The organism is Nesterenkonia xinjiangensis (assembly GCF_013410745.1).
Classification (GTDB): domain Bacteria; phylum Actinomycetota; class Actinomycetes; order Actinomycetales; family Micrococcaceae; genus Nesterenkonia; species Nesterenkonia xinjiangensis.
The window spans coordinates 1,128,385-1,145,026 of the sequence record NZ_JACCFY010000001.1 but is presented as its reverse complement, the minus strand read 5'-3'; the positions used below and the strand labels follow the sequence as shown (position 1 = coordinate 1,145,026).

The 16,642-nt window shown below is 70.1% G+C and carries 14 protein-coding genes; 8 read left to right on the top strand and 6 right to left on the bottom strand.

Annotated features, from left to right (window positions below; translation table 11 throughout):
* Nucleotides 1-59: 59 nt before the first annotated feature.
* Nucleotides 60-251 (bottom strand): hypothetical protein, encoded by a 192-nt coding sequence (locus tag HNR09_RS05355; protein WP_179541104.1) that lies wholly within the window; start codon nt 249-251, stop codon nt 60-62.
* A 172-nt stretch (nt 252-423) separates the two neighbouring features.
* The gene (locus tag HNR09_RS05350) at nt 424-1,248 is read right to left on the bottom strand and encodes an IclR family transcriptional regulator (protein WP_246348731.1); all 825 of its coding nucleotides are present in this window, start codon (nt 1,246-1,248) and stop codon (nt 424-426) included.
* A gap of 187 nt (nt 1,249-1,435) precedes the next feature.
* On the opposite strand from HNR09_RS05350, the gene HNR09_RS05345 reads away from it, so the two are divergent.
* The 3 genes from HNR09_RS05345 to HNR09_RS05335 all read left to right on the top strand — a co-directional run bounded on the left by HNR09_RS05345 (nt 1,436) and on the right by HNR09_RS05335 (nt 5,076).
* Nucleotides 1,436-2,875: an NAD-dependent malic enzyme gene (locus HNR09_RS05345; RefSeq protein ID WP_179541103.1), complete on the top strand. Its 1,440-nt coding sequence runs from the start codon at nt 1,436-1,438 to the stop codon at nt 2,873-2,875.
* A complete protein-coding gene (locus HNR09_RS05340; RefSeq protein ID WP_179541102.1) occupies nt 2,872-4,164 on the top strand; it encodes a DUF6986 family protein in 1,293 nt (430 codons plus the stop codon). Before HNR09_RS05345 ends, HNR09_RS05340 begins: the two co-directional genes overlap by 4 nt.
* A 90-nt stretch (nt 4,165-4,254) precedes the next feature.
* Nucleotides 4,255-5,076, top strand: coding sequence for a bifunctional allantoicase/(S)-ureidoglycine aminohydrolase (locus tag HNR09_RS05335; RefSeq protein ID WP_179541101.1), 822 nt, complete (start codon nt 4,255-4,257; stop codon nt 5,074-5,076).
* 360 nt (nt 5,077-5,436) lie between these two features.
* On the opposite strand, the gene HNR09_RS05330 is transcribed toward HNR09_RS05335, so the two are convergent.
* A complete protein-coding gene (locus HNR09_RS05330; protein ID WP_179541100.1) occupies nt 5,437-7,131 on the bottom strand; it encodes a nucleobase:cation symporter-2 family protein in 1,695 nt (564 codons plus the stop codon).
* A 411-nt stretch (nt 7,132-7,542) separates the two neighbouring features.
* Here HNR09_RS05330 and HNR09_RS05325 point away from each other — a divergent pair, with 411 nt between their 5' ends.
* The 5 genes from HNR09_RS05325 to allB all read left to right on the top strand — a co-directional run bounded on the left by HNR09_RS05325 (nt 7,543) and on the right by allB (nt 13,823).
* Nucleotides 7,543-8,385 carry a hydroxypyruvate isomerase family protein gene (locus HNR09_RS05325; RefSeq protein WP_179541099.1) on the top strand — a complete coding sequence of 281 codons (843 nt, stop codon included), beginning with the start codon at nt 7,543-7,545 and terminating at the stop codon, nt 8,383-8,385.
* A gap of 37 nt (nt 8,386-8,422) precedes the next feature.
* Complete coding sequence (locus HNR09_RS05320; RefSeq protein WP_281366385.1) at nt 8,423-9,358, top strand: 2-hydroxy-3-oxopropionate reductase; 936 nt, start codon at nt 8,423-8,425, stop codon at nt 9,356-9,358.
* A 73-nt stretch (nt 9,359-9,431) separates the two neighbouring features.
* Nucleotides 9,432-11,213 (top strand): glyoxylate carboligase, encoded by a 1,782-nt coding sequence (gene gcl, locus HNR09_RS05315; protein WP_179541097.1) that lies wholly within the window; start codon nt 9,432-9,434, stop codon nt 11,211-11,213.
* Between the two features lie 4 nt (nt 11,214-11,217).
* Entirely contained in the window at nt 11,218-12,450 is a 1,233-nt protein-coding gene (locus tag HNR09_RS05310) for a glycerate kinase (protein ID WP_246348730.1), read from the top strand.
* Between the two features lie 23 nt (nt 12,451-12,473).
* On the top strand, nt 12,474-13,823 hold the full coding sequence (gene allB, locus HNR09_RS05305; RefSeq protein WP_179541096.1) for an allantoinase AllB: 1,350 nt from the start codon (nt 12,474-12,476) through the stop codon (nt 13,821-13,823).
* A gap of 109 nt (nt 13,824-13,932) precedes the next feature.
* Here the strand turns inward: allB and bcp are convergent, their stop codons facing one another.
* The 3 genes from bcp to otsB all read right to left on the bottom strand — a co-directional run bounded on the left by bcp (nt 13,933) and on the right by otsB (nt 16,632).
* Nucleotides 13,933-14,391 carry a thioredoxin-dependent thiol peroxidase gene (gene bcp / locus HNR09_RS05300; protein WP_179541095.1) on the bottom strand — a complete coding sequence of 153 codons (459 nt, stop codon included), beginning with the start codon at nt 14,389-14,391 and terminating at the stop codon, nt 13,933-13,935.
* Between the two features lie 82 nt (nt 14,392-14,473).
* Nucleotides 14,474-15,799, bottom strand: a complete 1,326-nt coding sequence (locus tag HNR09_RS05295) for a DUF4032 domain-containing protein (RefSeq protein WP_179541094.1) — start codon at nt 15,797-15,799, stop codon at nt 14,474-14,476.
* Nucleotides 15,796-16,632, bottom strand: a complete 837-nt coding sequence (otsB, locus tag HNR09_RS05290) for a trehalose-phosphatase (protein ID WP_179541093.1) — start codon at nt 16,630-16,632, stop codon at nt 15,796-15,798. The genes HNR09_RS05295 and otsB overlap by 4 nt, the downstream gene beginning before the upstream one ends.
* Nucleotides 16,633-16,642: the final 10 nt, after the last annotated feature.

Genomic DNA, 16,642 nt, shown 5'->3' with positions numbered 1-16,642 from the left:
GCGAAGGGGCCGCCGTCCTGACGGGATGGCGGCCCCTTCTCTGTGTCCCTGAACCAGAGTCAGCGGCACTGCGGCAGTCTGCTGCCGAGCCCCGGGATCCTGCAGATCAGGGGCGTCTCCGCGAGAGGTCGAGGCGGGATGAAGAAGTCCGGGTCGTCCCCGCCCTCGAAGTCCCACGCGGCGTCGTCCTCGGCGGCCGGTGAGGGGAGAGGGAGGGGCCGTGCGTCGTCGGTCGGTCGGTGAGCACCCATGACACGCTCCTTCGGCTCTGAGTGATCCCCCAGGAAGTCCACAATACGGAAAAATGCTTCCACGGAGTGATATCAGTATCGCCAGTGAGGTGGGTCGAGTCAAGGGTCGGTGAACCAGGGGCATCGCCTCGCCGCGGCTCTGTGCGGGTGTGCGGCCGGCCGTCGTCACCCGCTAGGAGCTGCGCAGTTCCCGGGAGATCCGTGCGGCGACCTGGCGCAGCAGGGGTACTGCGCGATCGGCGAAGGCCGTGTCCACTCGGCTTGTGGGGCCAGAGACGGAGATGGCCAGCGGTGCGGGCGCCTCCGGCACGGACACGGCGAAGCAGCGGACGCCGAGCTCCTGCTCCTGCTCGTCCACGGAATAGCCCTGAGTCCGGATGGTGTGCAGCTCGTCCTCGAGCGCCTCGGGGGTGGTGATGCTGTGCTCGGTGTGGGCGGGCATCCCTGCCGTCGTCACGATCCGGCGCACCTGGTCGGCCTCAAGGGTGGCCAGGATGGCCTTGCCCACGCCGGTGTCATGGGTGTGGGCGCGGCGTCCGACCTCAGTGAACATGCGCATCTGGTGTGGGGAGGGGACCTGGTCCACGTAGACGACCATGTCGCCGTCGAGGGTGGCGACGTTGGCGCTCTCGCCGAGCTCGTCCACGAGTGTGCGCAGATGGGGGCGTGCCACCGCGCCCAGCTGGCGGCTCGCCAGGTCGCCCAGGCGGATCAGCCCCGGGCCGAGGGCGTACCCTCGATCGGGGAGCTGGCGGACGATGCCGAGGCCGAGCAGCGTCTTGAGCAGGCGGTGGATCGTCGGCATCGGCAGGTTGACGGCGACGGCCAGCTCGCTGAGCGTCGTCTGCCCTCCGGAGGCCGCGATGACCGAGAGGAGGTCGAAGGTGCGCTCCACGGACTGGACGCCACCCTTGGTGGGCCGGCGTGCGGTGCTGTCCTTCTCGACGGCGTCCGGAGCCTCCGCGGGATCGGTGGTCATGGTCTCGGGGCCTTCCATGTCGCGGTCAGTCCTCCTCCGGCCGCAGCATCAGCCTGCGACCCTCTCGCCCTTGAGTGTAGTCGGCTCCAAGCCTGATCAGGCACGGGAGGGCACAGGGAGAGGGAGGCTGTCGACGCGACGCCCAAAGTTTCGTATAGTAGACAAAGTAGTCCGCATTGCGGAATATCGACCGAAAGGCAGAGCCATGGCAACCCCCAGCCCCGGGTACTCCATCACGTACCGCGTCTCCACGCCCGCCAGCTTCACCGCGTCCACCGATCTCGCCGCCGTCGTCGCTGAGTGGGGCGCTGCCCTGACGGCTCTGGACGTCATCGAATCGACCCGCGGAGGGCTCGTCGTCGACGTCTCCTGCGACACCCGGGGGGTCGACCACGCTGAAGAGATCGGCGGCGCGCTGGCCGCACTCGAGGGAGTGGAGATGCAGAAGAGCTCGGACCGCACCTTCCTGCTGCACCTGGGAGGCAAGCTCGAATCCGTCTCCAAGGTGACGTTGAAGAACCGCGACGACCTCTCCCGTGCCTACACCCCCGGAGTGGCTCGCGTCTGCCAGGCCATCGCCGAGAACCCCGAGGACGCCCGGCGGCTCACCATCAAGCGCAACACCGTCGCGGTCGTCACCGACGGCTCCGCAGTCCTGGGCCTGGGCAACATCGGTCCTGAGGCCGCGATGCCCGTCATGGAGGGCAAGGCCGTGCTGTTCAAGCAGTTCGCCGGCGTCGACGCCTGGCCCGTCGCGCTCGACACCCAGGACACCGAGGAGATCATCGCCGTCTGCAAGGCCATCGCGCCGGCCTACGGCGGGATCAACCTGGAAGACATCTCCGCTCCGCGCTGCTTCGAGATCGAAGCCCGCCTGCGCGAGGAGCTGGACATCCCCGTCTTCCACGATGACCAGCACGGCACCGCCATCGTCACTCTGGCGGCGCTGACCAACGCCCTGAAGGTCGTGGACAAGGACATGGGGGAGGTGCGGATCGTGGTCTCCGGCGCCGGTGCCGCCGGCCACGCCATCGTGAAGCTGCTGCTCGCTGCCGGAGCGCACGACGTCGTCGTCTGCGGCCGCGACGGGGTGCTCAGCCCTGCCGGCACCCACTCCGACCCGCACCGTGCCTGGCTCGCCGAGCACACCAACCCGCGCGGGGTCAGCGGGACGCTGAAGGAGGCCGTGGTCGACGCCGACGTCTTCATCGGGGTCTCCGCGCCGAACCTGCTCGACGGGAACGACGTCGCGGCCATGGCCGACGAGTCGATCGTGTTCGCCATGTCCAACCCTGACCCCGAGGTCGACCCGGTGGCCGCCGGCCGGACCGCTGCGGTCATCGCGACAGGACGCAGCGACTACCCCAACCAGATCAACAACGTGCTGGCCTTCCCCGGTTTCTTCCGCGGCCTGCTCGACGCACAGTGCCACGACATCACCGACGAGATGCTGCGTGCCGCCGCGGAGGCGATCGCTGGGACCCTCGGCGACGACGAGCTCAATCCGGGCTACATCATCCCCTCGGTCTTCGACCCCCGAGTGGCGAGCAACGTCGCCGAGGCGGTCGCCGCGACCGCCGCTGCGCAGACCGCGAGCCGGAACGGGGCTGCTGAGGCGCTCGTCGGAGCGGAGGCGCACCGATGAGCCGACACCCCGTGTTCGGCGCCGAGCTCCACCGCGCCGTCGACGAGCTCCTGCAGGACGCGGACCAGGCTCTCGAGCGGCTCTATCCCGGTGACCGCGGTGTGCGACAGCCCGTGCACACCGTCTACGTCCCGGCCGATGCGTGGACCCCCGCGCTTTCAGCAGACTGGGGCTCCCAGGCCCTGGACGCCGTCGAGGCCCACGGCGGCATGGAGCAGCTGGCCCAGCGGGTCATCCAGCAGGCGGGCGGGACGGTCGGGATCGGGCTGGCCGGCGACGTCGCCGGCCTCGCCGGGGTGGTCACTGCCAAGCTGCGGCACGAGCCGATCGAGGACCTCCGGCTCGACTTCGAGGACGGATTCGGCCTCCGCGACGACGCCGAGGAGGACGCCTGGGCAGTGCAGTCCGCGCATCAGGTGGCCCGGGCGCTGACCGACGGGGTCGCACCGGCCTGGATCGGCATCCGGTTCCGATGCCTGGAGGCGGACTCCCGCCGTCGAGGGCTGCGCACCCTGGACCTGTTCCTGACCGAGCTGCACGCCGCCGGCGGCCTTCCCGAGGGACTGGTGCTGACCCTGCCGAAGGTGACCTCGGCGGACCAGGTGCGGGCCATGGTGCTGGCGGCCGGTGCCCTCGAGGAGGGCCTGGGACTGCCGCCGGGCCGGATCGGCTTCGAGGTCCAGGTGGAGACTCCGCAGCTGATCCTCGGCGCCGACGGCACCGTCCCGCTGGCCGCGGCCGTGCACGCCGGTGAGGGGAGGGTGACCTCCCTGCACTACGGGACCTATGACTACTCCGCCTCGTTGGGCATCGCCGCGGCGCACCAGTCCATGGACCATCCGGTCGCGGACTTCGCCAAGCAGCAGATGCTGTTGGCCGCCGCCGAGACCGGAGTCCATGTCTCGGACGGGTCCACCAACATCCTCCCCGTGGGCGAGGCCGAGAGCGTGTTCGCGGCCTGGGACCTGCACAGTCGGCTCGTACGGCGGCACCTGCAGCGCGGGATATATCAGGGCTGGGACCTTCACCCCCACCAGCTGCCCACGCGCTTTCTGGCGACCTTCCTGTTCTATCGGGAGGGATTCGAGGCCGCGGCCCGACGCATCCGCGACTATGTGGCCGGGGAGTCCGGTGCCGTGCTGGATGAGCCGGCGACGGCGAAGGCGCTGGCAGGGTATCTGCAGCGCGGGCTGACCTGCGGGGCCGTCACGCCGGACGACGTCGTCGCGGCCACCGGCCTCGACGCCGTGGGCCTGGCGAGCCTCGCCCGCACCGGGCGACCTGCGTGAGGCGAGCCGGTCGGCCCACCAGAAGGGCCGAGCGGCCCGCGGCCGGTGCATGATGAAGACACGTCGAGAAGACCACAGAGGAGCTGAACGATGACGACCAGCAGGACCCCCTACTACGCGCCGCACGGCGGCCACCCGCCGCAGACCGATCTCCTCACCGACCGCGCGATGGTCACCGAGGCCTATACGGTGATCCCGCGGGGAGTCCTGCGCGACATCGTCACCACAGTGCTCCCTGAGTGGCGGGACACCCGCTCGTGGGTGCTGCACCGTCCGGTGGCCGGCGGGGCGGTGACCTTCTCCCAGACCATCCTGGAGGTCGCCCCCGGCGGCGGATCCGATGCCCCCGAGCCGCAGCCCGAGGTCGAAGGATTCCTCTTCCTCATGGAGGGAGAGGTGGAGCTGGTGATCGCCGGAGAGGCTCACCGACTGACTCCGGGAGGATACGGCTTCGTCCCGGCGGGGGAGCAGTGGTCGCTCCGCTCCGTCGGGGAGGAGGCCGCCCGGCTGCACTGGATCCGCAAACGCCACCAGGCGCTCGCCGGGCACACCCCCCGGCCCGTGGTGGGCCAGGAGCAGGAGATCGAGCCGAGCCCGATGCCGGACACCGACGGGCGGTGGCGCACCACGCGCATCCTCGACCCGCAGGACCTGGCCTATGACATGCATGTCAACATCGTGACCTTCGAGCCGGGCGCCTCGATCCCCTTCGCCGAGACCCACGAGATGGAGCACGGGCTCTACGTGCTCGAAGGCAAGGCCGTGTATCGGCTGAACACCGACTGGGTCGAGGTCCAGGAGGGCGACTATCTCTCGCTGCGGGCCTTCTGCCCGCAGGCCTGCTACGCGGGCGGGCCCGGCCCGTTCCGCTACCTGCTCTACAAGGACGTCAACCGTCAGGTCGTGCTCTGAGCCGACCCGGATGAGGCCCCGGTGACGATCCTGCTGATCGGCGGGGCCGACCGCACACGACGACGCCGCCACAGTCCCGGACTGTGGCGGCGTCGTCGTGTGCGCGACGTGTCAGGTGCGACCTCGCTGCCCCGGCCCCACGTGCCCGTCGCAGCGTGCTGGGTGCGACGTTCGGCCGATTCTTCCGCTCCCCAGGGGTGGGGGAACGCATTCCCACGGGGAGTTTCGGCCGCGCGTGGGGATGGGTCGCGGGGTGCGTCCAGGACGTCGGCTGCGCTCCAGCAGGAGAGAGGGCCCCTGGACGCCTCCGCAGAAGCGTCCAGGGGTCCTCTCTGTCACTGTGCCGACGGGGCACGGCGGTCAGCGCGGTGGCTGCCCGTTGTGGACGCCGGCCGGTGCCTGGGGCTCCGCGGGACTGCCGGGCTCCGCATCGGCGTCGGGCTCCCGTTCACGGGGGTCGGCCGCCTGGCGGGGATCCTGGCCGGCGATGATCATCTGCACCTGACTGGTGTCGGTGACCTCGCCTCGGTCGATGGCGTCTCGGACCTCCTCGACCTTGTCCTCGGGCACGAGGGGGATCTCCTCCCCGTCGCAGTCCACGAATCGGCCGTCGATGTACACGTCGCCCTCTCGGAGGTCCCGCAGGTCGGTGGGGGACAGGATGCGGATCGGCTTCGCCGCGAAGACGGAGGGGTTCTCCGAGTTGCCCAGCTTCAGCTCGTTGAACAGCAGGTTCAGGAGCACAGCCATGATCGCGGCGGAGGAGATGCCCGAGTGGAAGATGGTCTGGAACCAGGAGGGGAAGGCGTGGTAGAAGTCCTCGCGCACCACAGGGATCATCGCGAAGGCCAGGGAGGCCGAGACGATGATCAGATTCATGTTCCCTTCGTAGGACACGCTCTTCAGGTTGCGGATCCCGGAGCCCGCCACCGTGCCGAAGAGGACGATGCCGGCTCCGCCGAGGACCGGCATGGGGATGGCGGCGATCACCTGCCCGAGGATCGGCAGCAGGCCCAGGGCGACCATGATGATGCCGCCGCCGGCCACCACGAACCGGCTCTTCACGCCGGTCAGCGCCACCAGACCGACGTTCTGTGCGAAGGCGGACTGGGTGAAGGAGCCGAACAGCGGGGCGACGGCGGAGGAGAGCATGTCGGCACGCAGGCCGTTGGCGATGCGGCGACGGTCCACCGGTGTGTCGATGATCTCGCCGATGGCGATGATGTCAGCGGCCGTCTCGGTCTTGATCACCAGGATCACGATCGTCATGGAGATGATCGCGGCCAGGTCGAAGGTCGGGACTCCGAAGCCCAGGAACGAGGGCGCGGCCACCCAGGCGCTGCCGCCGCCGACGTCGGAGAAGTCGGCCATTCCCAGCGCGGCCGCCACTGCGGTGCCCACGACAAGTCCCAGCAGGATCGAGAGGCGGGACAGCGTGGCGGAGCCGACCTTGGAGAAGAGCAGGATGATGGCCAGGGTGAGGAAGGCCAGGCCGATGTTGGCGAGTGAGCCGTAGTCGTCGGTCTCGGCGTCGCCTCCCATCGACCAGTTGGCGGCCACGGGGATGAGGGTGAGCCCGATGGCGGTGATGACCACGCCGGTGACCACAGGTGGGAAGAACCGGATGATGCGGGCGAAGAACGGCGCGATGATGAAGCCGATCACGCTGGCGGCGATGATCGCGCCGAAGACGGTGTTCAGGTCGCCTCCGGGGCCGGTGAGGATCGCCAGCATAGTGCCGACGGCGGCGAAGGACACGCCCTGCACGATCGGCAGCTTCGAGCCGAGCATCGGGAGCCCGACGCTCTGCAGGACGGTCGCCAGACCGCCGATGAAGAGGCTGGCGGTGACCAGCAGCGCCGTCTGCTCGGCGGGGAGCCCGGCCGCGCTGCCGATGATCAGGGGGACGGCGATGATGCCGCCGTACATCGTCAGCACATGCTGCAGGCCGAAGGTCAGCAGCTTGCTGATCGGGAGCCATTCGTCTTCTGGCCGGTCTGAGCCGGCGGGGATGGATCGGCGTTTCTTCACGCTGTCACCAGTGGCCTTCTTCATGGTGGAGCTCACCTCATTCTGCCTCTCTGGGGCGGGGTGCGGCCCGTGGCGGCCGCACCCAGGTCATGGCGGGGCAGTCCTCCGCTGCGCCCGGCGTCCTGCGTGGCTTTTCGCAATGCGGAACTATTTCGGGATATGGCATCGATATTCCGCATCGTGAATGAGTGTAACCCCGATCACAGACGTTCCGTCAAGCTCGCCCTCCGGCAGTCCATGCGTCGTCGTGTCGGCTTCGGGCACCCGGGATTCTGGGGTGCATGCAGGATCTCGGTGGGCCTGGGCGTTGACGAGACCTTCCGCGGCGTCGTACGCTGATCTTCCACAAGATGGATTCATGTTTCCGCTTTACGGAATCATGCGGCGTGGTGACGGGAGCTTCGCCACGCATCCGCCCACCGACAGGAGGACCAGATGACTGGCACATCCGATCACCGTTCCCCGCAGTCCTACGTGCTGAACTGCTCCACGCTGCTCACCGAGCTGCCCGTGCTGGAGAGGGCCCGCGCCGCAGCTGACCGAGGCTTCACCGCGGTGGAGTTCTGGTGGCCCTTCGACGGTGACCCCGCGCCTTCCGGGGCCGAGGTCGATGCGTTCGTGGCCTCGTTGGACGAGGCCGGGGTCTCCCTGGCCGGGCTGAACTTCTGGGCCGGCGACATGGCTCAGGGCGATCGCGGGATGGTCTCCGTCCTCGGCCGCCAGGACGAGTTCGAGCGCAACGTCGAGGTCGTCGTCGAGATCGGCCGCCGCACCGGCTGCCGAGCCTTCAACGCCCTCTACGGACTGCGGCAGGACGGGCAGGACGAGCAGGCCCAGGACGCGCTCGCCGTGAAGAACCTGGTCCACGCCGCCGAGGCCGTCGCCGTCATCGAGGGCGTGGTGCTCGTGGAGCCGGTCTCCGGCGCCGAGGGGTACCCGCTGAAGACGGCCGTCGAGGCGCTCGCCGTGGTCGAGGCGGCCCGCGCCGCCGGTGCACAGAACGTCGCTCTGCTGGCCGACTTCTACCACCTGGCGGTCAACGGCGACGACGTCGCCGCCGTCATCGAGGCCCACGCCGCGTCCTTCGGCCACATCCAGATCGCCGACGCACCCGGCCGCGGAGCCCCCGGCACCGGTGCGCTCCCCCTGCAGGCGTGGATCGACCGCAGCCGTGAGCTCGGCTATCCCGGCTCGGTGGCCCTGGAGTACAAGCAGGACACCGCGACCGCCTTCGACTGGCTCGCGGCCACCGCCCCTGCTGCGGACGCGAGCCGCTGACCAGCTGCCCACGCAGCACACAGACACCGGGATCGGTCTGAGGCGACCGCCCCACACGAGAGGACCAGAGGACATGAGCACGAAGATCGCATTCATCGGCCTGGGAATCATGGGACTGCCCATGGCCAAGAACCTCGTCGCCGCCGGACACACCGTGGCCGGCTTCAACCGTTCGCCCGAGAAGAGCCAGGAGCTCGCGCAGGCCGGCGGGACCGCGGCGTCGTCTGTGGCTGAGGCGGTCCGTGACGCCGAGGTCATCATCACCATGGTGCCGGACTCCCCGGACGTGGAGTCGGTGATGCTGGGGGAGGACGGCGTCCTCGCCCACGCCCAGCCCGGGGCCACCTGGATCGACCACTCCACCATCCGCCCCGACGTGGCCGCCGAGGTCGCGCAGAAGGCCCGCGAGGCAGGGCTCAAGCCGCTGGACGCCCCGGTCTCCGGCGGGGAGCAGGGCGCGATAGACGGTGTGCTCTCCATCATGGTCGGCGGGGAGCAGGAGGAGTTCGACGCCGTCCGTGACGTCCTCGAGGGGGTCGGGAAGACCATCGTGCTGGTGGGCCCCTCCGGCTCCGGGCAGACCGTCAAGGCGGCCAACCAGCTCATCGTCGCCGGCAACATCGGGCTGCTCGCCGAGGCCGTCCTGTTCCTCGAGGCCTACGGCGTGGACACCGACTCCGCGCTGACAGTGCTCGGCGGCGGGCTGGCCGGCTCCAAGGTCCTGGACCAGAAGGGCCAGAAGATGCTGGACCGCGCCTTCGAACCCGGCTTCCGGCTGAACCTGCATCACAAGGACATGGGGATCGTCACCGCGGCCGCCCGCGAGGCCGGCGTCGTGACGCCGCTGGCCTCCACCGTGGCGCAGCTGATCGCCTCCACCGTGCAGCGGGGCGACGGCGGGCTGGACCACTCCGGGCTGCTCACCGTCCTGGAGGAGCTCTCCGGCGGATCGTCGGACCCCTCAGCCCGGTGACGCCGCCGCCCAGATTCGGCGGCCCGGAGTTCGGACCGCCTCACCAGACACGACGAGATGAAGGAGAAGCGCCATGACGAGGATGCGCGCTGTTGATGCGGTCGCCCTGATCCTGGAGAAGGAAGGAGCCACCGAAGCCTTCGGGCTCCCCGGAGCGGCGATCAATCCGCTCTATTCGGCCCTGCGGGCCCACGGAGGGATCCGGCACACGCTGGCCCGTCACGTGGAGGGGGCGTCCCACATGGCCGACGGATACACCCGAGCCGCCGCCGGCAACATCGGCGTCTGCCTGGGGACCTCCGGCCCGGCCGGCACCGACATGATCACCGGACTCTACGCCGCCCAGGCGGACTCCCAGCCGATCCTGTGCATCACCGGTCAGGCCCCGGTGGCCGTCCTGGACAAGGAGGACTTCCAGGCGGTGGACATCGCCTCCATCGCCGCACCCCTGACGAAGATGGCCAAGACGGTGCTGGAGGCCGCCCAGGTCCCCGGAACCTTCCAGAAGGCCTTCCAGCTGATGCGCTCCGCGCGCCCCGGCCCGGTGCTCATCGATCTGCCGGTGGACGTCCAGCAGGCCGAGATCGAGTTCGACATCGACACCTACGAGCCGCTGCCGGTCGTGGGTCCGGCGGCCACCCGCGCCCAGGCCGACCGGGTGCTGGACATGATCGCCGAGGCGGAGCGCCCGATCATCGTCGCCGGTGGCGGCATCGTCAACGCCGACGCCACCGACCAGCTGGTCGAGCTCGCCGAGCTGCTCGACATCCCGGTCACTCCCACGTTGATGGCCTGGGGCGCGATCCCTGACGATCACCCGTTGATGGCGGGGATGGTCGGGATCCAGACCCACACCCGCTACGGCAACGCCAGCTTCCTGGAGTCTGACCTGGTTCTGGGCATCGGCAACCGATGGGCCAACCGGCACACCGGAGACCTGGAGACCTACCGGCGCGGTCGGAGGTTCATCCACATCGACATCGAGCCCACGCAGATCGGCCGGGTCTTCGCGCCGGACTACAGCGTGGTCTCCGACGCCGGCGCGGCGATCGCCGCGCTCCTTGAGGCGGCCCGGGCGCGGAAGGACCGACTCCCGGACTTCTCGACCTGGGCCCGCGCCTGCGCCGCCCGCAAGGGCACGATGCACCGCAAGACGAACTTCACCGAGCGGCCGATCAAGCCGCAGCGGGTCTACCAGGAGATGAACGCGGTCTTCGGCAGGGACGTCACCTATGTGACCACGATCGGGCTCAGCCAGATCGCCGGTGCGCAGATGCTTCACGCCTACCACCCGCGTTCCTGGATCAACGCCGGCCAGGCGGGGCCCCTGGGCTGGACCGGGCCGGCCGCGCTGGGTGTGGTGCGGGCGCGCCCGGACACAACCGTCGTCGCGCTCTCGGGCGACTATGACTTCCAGTTCATGGTCGAAGAGCTGGCGGTGGGCGCTCAGCACCGTCTGCCCTATGTCCACGTGGTGGTCAACAACTCCTACCTGGGGCTGATCCGTCAGGCGCAGCGGCCCTTCGAGATGGACTATGAGGTCTCGCTGGCCTTCGACAACATCAACGCCACCGGGGAGAGCGCCGGCTACGGAGTGGATCACGTGGCGGTGGCGAAGGGACTCGGCTGCCAGGCGGTCCGGGTGGAGGACCCGGAGGATATCCGCGGCGCCCTGGAGGACGCGGTGCGGCAGGCCGAGGAGCATCAGGTGCCGGTGGTCGTCGAGGTCATCCTCGAGCGGGTCACCAACATCTCCATGGGCGCCGCCCTGGACGCAGTCAACGAGTTCGAGCCCCTGGCGGAGAGCTCCGAGGACGCCCCGACGTCGCTGACCCCGCTCGTGGTCTCCGAGTGACTCGATGGCTCAGATGTCAGCCGGGGGCGTCGGCGAGAGGATCGTGATCGCGCCGGACACGTTCAAGGGGTCGGTGTCCGCCCGGGAGGTGGCCGCCGCGCTGGCCGCAGGCTTACGTGAGCAGGGTTCGGGGGACGTCATCGAGCAGGTGCCGATGGCGGACGGCGGAGAGGGGACGCTCGACGCGGTCGCGGAGGGTGGTGCGGCCGGGGACTGGACGATCGAGGTGCTGGAGGTCACCGGCCCGGACGGCCGGCCGGTGGGCGCCAGACTGGGCACCCGCCCCGGTGACGCCGGGCCGGTGGCTCTGGTGGAGCTGGCCGAGGCCTCCGGGCTGGGGGACATGGACCCGTGCGCCGACCCCCTCCGGGCGACCAGCCGAGGCACCGGGGAGCTGCTGCGCGCGGCGCTGGACCGCGGGGCCCGGGAAGTGGTGCTGGCTCTGGGAGGCAGTGCCTGCACCGATGCCGGGGCAGGCATGCTCTCGGCGCTCGGGGCCCGGCTGCTGGACCGAGCAGGCCGGCGGATCCCCGACGGTGCGGCCGGGCTGGCCGGGCTCGCCGCAGCAGACCTGAGCGGCCTCGATCCACGGCTGGGCCGGGTGCGCCTGGTCATCGCCGCCGACGTCGACTCGCCGCTCATCGGCCCGCGAGGCGCCGCAGAGGTCTTCGGGCCCCAGAAAGGCCTGGATGAGCGACAGGTGCGGCAGGCCGCTGCCGCGCTGCGATCCGCTGTGCCGATCCTCGCCGAGGCCGCCTATCGGCGCGGGGGCGCCGCCGCCTCGGAGCGAGTCGTCGCGGCCGCGGACCAGCCGGGTGCCGGAGCGGCCGGCGGTGTCGGCTTCGCCGCGCTGGGCCTGCTCAGGGCTGCACGTCGCCCGGGGGTGGAGGTGGTGATGGACCTGGTCGGGCTCGAGGCGACGATCGCCTCCGCCGATCTGGTGATCACCGGTGAGGGCAGCCTCGACACCCAGTCCCTGGCGGGCAAGGTGCCCGTCGGGGTGGCCGCCTGCGCCTCCCGCCACGGGGTGCCGGTGATCGCGGTCTGCGGACGCAACAGCCTGGACAGGGATCAGTGGGCGGCGGCCGGACTGGAGCAGGTCTGGGCGTTGCGCGATCTGGCCGCCGATGAGAGAGAATCCATGACGCAGGCGCGTGACCTGCTGCACACTGTGGGAAGTCGTCTCGCGATCGACCCCGCAGGACGCCGCCGCCGGGCCGACCGGCCGGCACGCTGAAGCCAGAGAGGAAAGACACAGACATGGTCCATGAACTCGTGGTGACAGCCCGGAGGGCCCTGCTGCCCGAGGGATGGCAGGCCGTGGAGATCGGCGTCGACGACGGGACGATCACCGCCCTGGCCCCGTACGGCACCGGGCTGCAGGGGCGGCAGACACGTGAGCTGAGAGAGGGGCAGGTGCTGCTCCCCGGCCTGGTGGACACCCACGTCCACGTCAACGAGCCGGGCCGGACCGAGTGGGAGGGATTCGCCTCGGCCACCCGTGCCGCCGCGGCCGGCGGGGTCACCACGATCGTGGACATGCCGCTGAACTCGATCCCGCCGACGGTGGACCCGGAGGCGCTTGAGATCAAGCAGGCCGCCGCCGCTGCCTCCGCCCACGTGGATGTGGGCTTCTGGGGCGGGGCGGTGCCCGGCAACGGCGAGCAGCTGCGTCCCCTGCACGAGCGCGGAGTCTTCGGCTTCAAATGCTTCCTGGAGGACTCCGGGGTCGAGGAGTTCCCGCCCCTGGAGCCGGCGGAGATGGAGGCGGACATGGCGATCCTGGCGGAGCTGGGATCGATGATGATCGTCCACGCCGAAGATCACGACACCCTGGCCCAGGCGCCCGGGGCTCAGGGCCGCCGGTATGAGGACTTCCTACGTTCCCGGCCCCGGGAGGCGGAGAACGTCGCCATCCGCGCGGTCATCGACGCCGCCCGGCGCACCGGAGCCCGGGCGCACATCCTGCACCTCTCCTCGGCCGACGCCCTGCCGGAGATCCGGCAGGCCCGAGCCGAGGGGGTGAAGCTGACCGTGGAGACCTGCCCGCACTACCTGGTCCTGGCTGCCGAGGAGATCGGCGACGGCGCCACCACCCATAAGTGCTGTCCGCCGATCCGGGAAGCCTCCAACCAGCATGCGCTCTGGGAGGGTCTGCGCGAAGGGCTCATCGACTGCGTGGTCTCGGACCACTCGCCCTCGACCGCGGAGCTGAAGCTGCTCGACGTCGGCGACTTCGGCGCCGCCTGGGGAGGGATCTCCTCCCTGCAGCTGGGGCTGCCGCTGGTCTGGAGCGAGGCGAAGGCCCGCGGCCTGGAGCTGGAGCAGGTGGTGGGCTGGATGTCCTCCGCGCCGGCGGACCTGGCCGGGCTGTCGGACAAGGGCCGTCTGGCCGAGGGGATGAGCGCGGACATGGTGATCTTCTCCCCGGAGCAGTCCTGGAGCGTGGAGGTCGACAGCCTCTGGCACCGCAACAAGGTCAGTGCCTATGACGGCCGTGATCTGGTCGGCGTCGTGGAGACGACCCTGCTGCGCGGTGAGCAGATCGACTTCGAGACCCCGCGCGGGCGGCTGATCAGCCGGGTGGGCGCGAAGCCGGCAGGAGCCTGAGCTCCCGGCTCTGAGCTCGCCGGTGCTCAGCGCCGGCACAGACGGCGGGGCCCCGACCAGATCTGGTCGGGGCCCCGCCGTCTGTGATCCCGCAGTCCGTGTGCCCGGGTCAGACGCCGAGGGTGCTGCGCAGCTCGGCGACGTGGCCCTGGGCCTTGACGTCGTAGGCGGCGTGGGAGAGCCGGCCCTCGGGGTCGATGACGAAGGTGGAGCGCAGTGTGCCCTTCATGGTGCGTTCGCCCAGGGTCTTGGTCCCGTAGGTGCCGTAGGCCCGGGCCACCGCCTGGCCGACGTCGGAGAGCAGGGGGAAGGTCAGCTGCTCGGCGTCGCTGAACTCACGCAGCGCCTCCGGCTCATCGGGAGAGATCCCGACGACGGCGTAGCCGGCCGCCTCAAGCGAGGCCAGGTTGTCGCGGAAGTCGCAGGCCTGGGTGGTGCAGCCGGGGGTGGAGGCCCTGGGGTAGAAGTAGACGACCAGGTGACGGCCGGCGTAGTCGGCCGAGCTGACCTGGTGGCCGTGGGCGTCGGACAGAGTGAAGGTGGGGGCCTGCTGGCCGACCTGCAGCATGGTGATGAGGTCTCCTCGTGAAGGGGTCAGGGACCGCACCAGTCTATCGTGATGCGGAAAATGTCATCCGATATATGGATAATCACGGTTCCGGGTCCGCCGCCCAGACGGAGTCGTCCTCGCTGACCGGGCCGTCGTCGTCATCATCCCGCTCGCTGCGCTCCAGCTGCTCGATCACATCGGTGGGCGGGTTGATCATCAGGATCGCCTCGTCGCGTTTGCCGCGCAGCTCCTCCTCGATGAAGCTGGGCAGCGCGTCCGTCAGCTCGACGTCGCGGCCCTCCCGCTCCGAGAGCTTCCACCGGTGGTCGATCATCTGGTGCATGATCTCTGCGGGCTCCAGCTTGTCGCGCAGCTCCCGCGGGATCTGCCGGATCATCGGCTGGAAGACCTCCTGGGTCCACATGTGCGCGGCGATGGACTCGTCCCCATGCGGATCCGTCTGCGCCCGGTAGGCGTCGATCGCGCCGAGCAGCCGGCGGGCCTGGTTCTCCTGGACGTCCAGGCCGGTGAGGTTCATCAGGCGGCGCTGGTGATGTCCCGGGTCCACCACCTTGGGGCGCAGCAGCAGCTTCTCCTCCGCGCTCGCCGAGCGGATGTCATACTCCTCGACGTCGAAGCCCAGCTCGTTGAGCCGCCGGATCCGCTCCTCGATGAGCCACTGCTGATCCGGTTTGAAAGCCGTGTCCCCGGTGAGCTCCTGCCACAGGCCGCGGTAGGAGTCGATGAACTGGTGGCTGGTGGCGATTGGGTCGACCTCCTCGTCCACCATGCCGCCCTCCATGAGGTCCATCAGCTCGCCGGCGATGTTCACCTGCGCCAGCTCCAGGTCATATTCGCGCTGCCCGACGGAGAGCGTCGGATGGATCTCCCCGGTCTCGGCGTCCACCAGGTAGGCGGCGAACTTGCCGGCGTCGCGTCGGAACAGCGTGTTCGACAAGGAGACGTCGCCCCAGTAGAAGCCGATCAGGTGCAGCTCCACCATCAGCAGCGCCTGCGCGTCGATGAGCCGGTGCAGCGTCTCCTTGCGCATCATCTGGTTGAACACCGCACGGTAGGGCAGCGAGAAGCGCAGATGCCGGGTGATCAGCGCGGGGGACAGCTCCGTGCCGTCCTCTCGGGAGCGCCCGGTCACCTCCGCCACCGGCTTCACACACGGTGCGCCGAGGCGTCCCAGCTGCCGCAGCATCCGGTACTCATGCCGGGCGGCCCGTTCGGAGGTCTCCTTGATCGCGATCACCGAGCCGCCCAGATAGGCGAACCGCACGATGTGTCGGGAGATGCCTCGCGGCAGCGCGGCGATGACATGCTCGGGCCACTCGACCAGCGGCAGATGCCAGGGCAGGTCAAGCAGCTCCTGGGGGATCGTGCCGGAGGCGGTCAGGCTCAGGCCTGGTGCTGGGCTCACTGCTGCTCCTCATCTCGGGCCTCGCGGGCCTCAGCGATCGTGTTCAGCACCGCGGCCAGCTGCGCCGGAGCCTCGATCCGGTGTGCGGCGCGGGTTTCGCCCTCGCCGACCTTCACGCCGAGGTCATCCCCGGCCAGCACCGCGAAGCCGAACTCGTCGGTGACGTCGTCGCCGGCGAAGAGCACCGCATCCGGGGAGACCAACCGGCGCAGCTCACTGATGCCCTCGCCCTTGTCCGCCTGCACGACGACGGCCTCCAGGACCATCTTGCCCTCCTTGGGGTGCACCTCGTCCAGGGTCGCGACGGCGGCACGGGACTCCACGAGCACCTGCTCGGCCTCGCCGGCGTCGGGGACCTTGCGCACATGGATGGCCGCTCCCGCGGGCTTGTGCTCCACCCAGGCGCCCTCGGCGCCGGCGGCGATGGACTCGAAGACCTCCAGGAGCTCGCGCCGTGCGGCCTGCTGGCCCGGGGTCAGCGTCAGTCCACGGCTGTGCGGGGCCAGGTCTGCGACGTCGCGCTCCGCGCCGTGGGAGCCGATCAGCAGGGCTCCCGACGGCGGGGCCGCCAGCTCCCGGAGAGACTCCAGCGGACGGCCTGAGACATAGGCGACGCGGACGCCGTCGAGCCCCGCCAGCCGTCGGATTGCCTCCGCATTGGCCGGCACGGGGCGGGCCTCGGAGGCATCAGCCACCAGCTCGGAGACGCAGCCGTCGAAGTCCAAGCACACCAGCAGCCGGGGCAGCGCGGCGAAGCCTCGCAGGGCGGCGAGCAGATCGTCATCGAGCAGGGGTGCCACGGAGGCGTCCTGAGGGACGTGGTCAGTGGTCATGGGACGAGTA

Coding starts and splice junctions, on each gene's coding strand:
- HNR09_RS05355 (WP_179541104.1), bottom strand. CDS start 251: ATGGGTGCTCACCGACCGACCGACGACGCACGGCCCCTCCCTCTCCCC.
- HNR09_RS05350 (WP_246348731.1), bottom strand. CDS start 1,248: ATGGAAGGCCCCGAGACCATGACCACCGATCCCGCGGAGGCTCCGGAC.
- HNR09_RS05345 (WP_179541103.1), top strand. CDS start 1,436: ATGGCAACCCCCAGCCCCGGGTACTCCATCACGTACCGCGTCTCCACG.
- HNR09_RS05340 (WP_179541102.1), top strand. CDS start 2,872: ATGAGCCGACACCCCGTGTTCGGCGCCGAGCTCCACCGCGCCGTCGAC.
- HNR09_RS05335 (WP_179541101.1), top strand. CDS start 4,255: ATGACGACCAGCAGGACCCCCTACTACGCGCCGCACGGCGGCCACCCG.
- HNR09_RS05330 (WP_179541100.1), bottom strand. CDS start 7,131: ATGAAGAAGGCCACTGGTGACAGCGTGAAGAAACGCCGATCCATCCCC.
- HNR09_RS05325 (WP_179541099.1), top strand. CDS start 7,543: ATGACTGGCACATCCGATCACCGTTCCCCGCAGTCCTACGTGCTGAAC.
- gcl (WP_179541097.1), top strand. CDS start 9,432: ATGACGAGGATGCGCGCTGTTGATGCGGTCGCCCTGATCCTGGAGAAG.
- HNR09_RS05310 (WP_246348730.1), top strand. CDS start 11,218: ATGGCTCAGATGTCAGCCGGGGGCGTCGGCGAGAGGATCGTGATCGCG.
- allB (WP_179541096.1), top strand. CDS start 12,474: ATGGTCCATGAACTCGTGGTGACAGCCCGGAGGGCCCTGCTGCCCGAG.
- bcp (WP_179541095.1), bottom strand. CDS start 14,391: ATGCTGCAGGTCGGCCAGCAGGCCCCCACCTTCACTCTGTCCGACGCC.
- otsB (WP_179541093.1), bottom strand. CDS start 16,632: ATGACCACTGACCACGTCCCTCAGGACGCCTCCGTGGCACCCCTGCTC.